This window comes from Streptosporangium sp. NPDC005286, from assembly GCF_040607515.1.
Taxonomy (GTDB): Bacteria; Actinomycetota; Actinomycetes; order Streptosporangiales; family Streptosporangiaceae; genus Streptosporangium.
This window is the reverse complement of the sequence record NZ_JBEXGU010000342.1, coordinates 1-3,741: the sequence shown is the minus strand read 5'-3', so window position 1 is coordinate 3,741 and position 3,741 is coordinate 1. Positions and strand designations below refer to the sequence as shown.

The window sequence follows — 3,741 nt, the reverse complement described above, 5'->3', positions numbered from 1 at the left end:
TACACGCCGGTCCGGGTGCCGCCCAGCGACGACGGCGGGATCCCGGCCCGCTCCACCGCCTCCCAGGTCACCTCCAGCGCCAGCCGCTGCTGCGGCTCCATCGCCAGCGCCTCACGCGGCGAGATCCCGAAGAACGCGGCGTCGAAGTCTCCCGCATCGTGGAGGAAGCCTCCGGGATGGTCCGCGGCGAGGGCACCCATCCGCCAGCCACGGTCGGCGGGCAGCGCCGACACGGCGTCCACACCGGCGTCGACCAGCCGCCACAGGCTTTCCGGGGAGTCGATCTCGCCCGGGTAGCGACAGGCCATCCCGATGATCGCGATGGGCTCGTCGGCCGTCGGAGGAGAGAGCACCGGTTCCGGGGGCAGGGGTCCGGAACCGGTGGCGGCTGTGGACCCCAGGAAGGCGGCGAGTCTCGCCGGCGTGGGGTGATCGAAGAGAGCGGTGGCGGTCAGCGCCGGCCCGGCGGCCGAATCAAGCCGGGTGGTGAGCTCGACGAGCATCGCGGAGTCGAAACCGAGCTCCTTGAAGGGCAGGCCGAGATCGATCCCATCGGGATCGTACGTCCCGAGAACCGCCGCGCACGCGTCGCGGACCAGGTCCAGCGGGCTGCCGGAGCCGGGCCGCTGAACGGCGTCCGGCCCGTCCGGCCCGTCCGGCCTGCCCGGCCTGTCCGGTCTCCCATCGGCCGCCGGTGCCGATCCTGCCCGCGCCCGCGGCCCCGCTTCCTCCCGCTCTCGTTCCAGGCCGGCCCCCTCCAGCCAGTGGCGGACACGCTGGAACGCATACGTCGGCAACTCGACTCGGGACGCGGCGGGAAGGAACCTCTCCCAGCCGACCTCCACCCCGTTCGCGTAGAGCTCGGCGATCGAGGTCGTCACGCGGGAGAGCCCGGCGTTGTGCCTCTGGAGGGTGCAGACGGCCACCGCCGGGCGGCCGGCGGTCCGCGCGCTCTCGTGGATACTGCCGACCAGTACCGGGTTCGGGCTCACCTCGATGAAGAGCCCGAACCCGTCGGCCAGCAGCCGCTCGACCGCGCCCTGGAAGTCGACCGGCCGGCGCAGGTTGCGGTACCAGTAGTCACCGTCGAGCTCCGCCGTGTCCAGCGGGGCGCCGGTCACCGTCGAGTAGAAGGAGATCGCCGAGCTGCGCGGCCGGATCGACGCCAGCAGCGGTGCCAGGCGCTCCTCGATCTGCTCGACGACGGAGGAGTGCGAGGCGTAGTCGATGTTGACCCGGCCCATCTGCGCCGTGTCCGCCCACTCGGCCATCATCTCGGCCAGCGCCTCGTTGTCCCCGGACACCACCACGGAGGACGGGCCGTTCACGGCGCCGACGGACAGGCGGCCCGCCCAGCGTGCCAACCGGTCCTCCACGACCTCCCGAGGGAGTCCCACCGAGACCATGCCGCTCCTGCCGGAGAGGACCTCGGTGATCAGCTTCGATCTGGCGGTCACCAGCCAGGCGCCGTCCTCCAGCGACAGCGCGCCCGCGACACACGCGGCGGCGACCTCCCCCTGCGAGTGGCCCACCACCGCGGCCGGTTCCACGCCGTACGACCGCCACAGCGCCGCCAGGGAGACCATGATCGCCCACAGCACCGGCTGGATCACGTCGGCGCGTTCCCTGGGCGGGCTGCCGGGTTCCCCTCGCACGACGCTCGTCAGCGACCAGTCGACGAACGGCGCCAGCGCCGCCTCGCATTCCGCCATGGCGGCGGCGAACACCGCCGACGAGTCGAGCAGCTCCACCCCCATCCCGGCCCACTGCGATCCCTGACCGGGAAAGACGAAGACCTGCTGGCCGGGGCGTTGCCATACGCTGGCCAGCGGCGTGGTGTGCTGACCGAGCCCGAAGACCAGCCGCATCTGATCGAGGCGCTCCACCCGGTCGGAGAGCACGCCGCCGGAACCGGAATCGACGTCGGTCCTGCCGCGCACCAGCCCCGGCGCGGAGCGCCCTTCCGACAGCGCGTCCAGCCCGTGGAGCAGTTGCTCGCGTCCGTCCCCGATGACGACCGCCCGATGGCGCAGACCGGCCCGCGTCGTCGCCAGCGAGAAGGCCACGTCGCCGGTCGAGAGGTCTTCCCGTTCCCTGACGTGGCGGGCGAGCCGGGCCGCCTGTGCCCGCAGCGCGCTCTCGGTGTGGCCGGACAGCGGCCAGGACACCGGTGACGGCGTCTCCGGCTCGGGCCGTTCCCCGACGCCCTCGGGTACGGCGACCCCACTCCCGGTCACCGGGACAGGGCGGGTGCGCTCCGGGGCGGAGGTCAGCACGACATGGCAGTTGGTGCCGCCGAGGCCGAAGGACGAGACGCCCGCGACGATCCGGTCGTCACCGTCACCATGGCTCACCGGCCACGGCGTCGGAGCCCCCACCACACGCAGGTTCCACTCGTCGAGGCGGATCGCGGGGTTCGGCCGCTCGAAGTTCAGGCTCGGCGGCAGCAGCCGGTGCTCGATGGCCAGCACGGTCTTGAGCAGCCCGACGATACCGGCCGCGCCCTCCAGATGGCCGACGTTGGTCTTGGCCGATCCCACCCACAGCGGCGCGTCCGATCGGCCCGTGCCGTGCACCGCGCCGAGCGCGGTGGCCTCGACGGGGTCGCCCACCCTGGTGCCGGTACCGTGCAGCTCGACGTAGCCGACGCTCGCCGGGTCCACGCCTGCGCGCCGATACGCCGACCGCAGCACCCGTTCCTGTGCCCGGGAACTCGGGGTGGTGAGCGCCTCGCCGGAACCGTCGTTGTTGACCGCGCTGCCCGCGATGACGCAGTACACGTGGTCGCCGTCCGCGAGGGCGCGCGACAGCGGCTTGAGGAGGACGACGGCGCCACCCTCGCCGCGGACGTAACCGTTCGCCCGCGCGTCGAAGGTGAAGCACCTGCCGTCCGGGGACAGCGCGCCGAGCTCCGCGGCCGCCAGGGCGCTCTCCGCGGCGAGGTTGAGCTGGACCCCACCCGCGAGGGCCATGTCGGACTCGCCGCTGCGGATGCTCTCGCAGGCGAGGTGCACCGCCACCAGCGATGACGACTGGCCCGTGTCCACGGCCATGCTCGGGCCGGTCAGGGCCAGGAAGTGCGACACCCGGTTGGCGAGGATGCTGCGGTTGACGCCCGTGAGCGAGTGATGGCCGATTCCCGCAGCGCCGCTCTGGCGGCTCAGCAACGCGTAGTCGTCGGCCATCACACCGATGAACACGCCGACGTCGGTGCCGCGGAGGGGAGCGGGCGCGATACGCGCGTTCTCCAGAGCCTCCCAGCCGAGCTCCAGCATCAGCCGCTGCTGGGGATCCATCGTGCGGGCCTCGCGAGGTGAGATCCCGAAGAACCCGGCGTCGAACCGGTCGATCCCGTCCAGGAACGCGCCGTGCGCACCGGGGCCGAGCTCCGTATCCGTGCTCCAGCGACCGGGCGGTACCGTGGACACGGCGCTCACGCCGTCGCTCAGTAGCCGCCAGAACTCCGCCGGACCTGGCGCGGAGGGCAACCGGCAGGACACTCCAACGATCGCGATGCGATCGTCATCCGTGCCGGAGTCATGGCCAGGCATGAACTCGGATCGATTCACGCGCCGCTCCCCATACACGTCGTAATGCCGACATGCGGAAACTCGATCCGCCGCCCGGCAAGGGCAGGCGCTCGAATCGCCACATCCGGCTCGTGGCCTCACAGCCAGCACGAACTATGCCGAGCGCACGCTGCGCGTTTCACTAGTTGTGCGGCGCCGCAGGTCAGGCGGC

At 72.3% G+C, this 3,741-nt stretch carries 1 protein-coding gene; it reads right to left on the bottom strand.

The features are described 5' to 3' along the window. The coding region (locus ABZU75_RS45750; RefSeq protein WP_355569635.1) for a beta-ketoacyl synthase N-terminal-like domain-containing protein at positions 1-3,569 on the bottom strand (3,569 nt) is incomplete at its 3' end. Between the last annotated feature and the right edge of the window lie 172 nt (positions 3,570-3,741).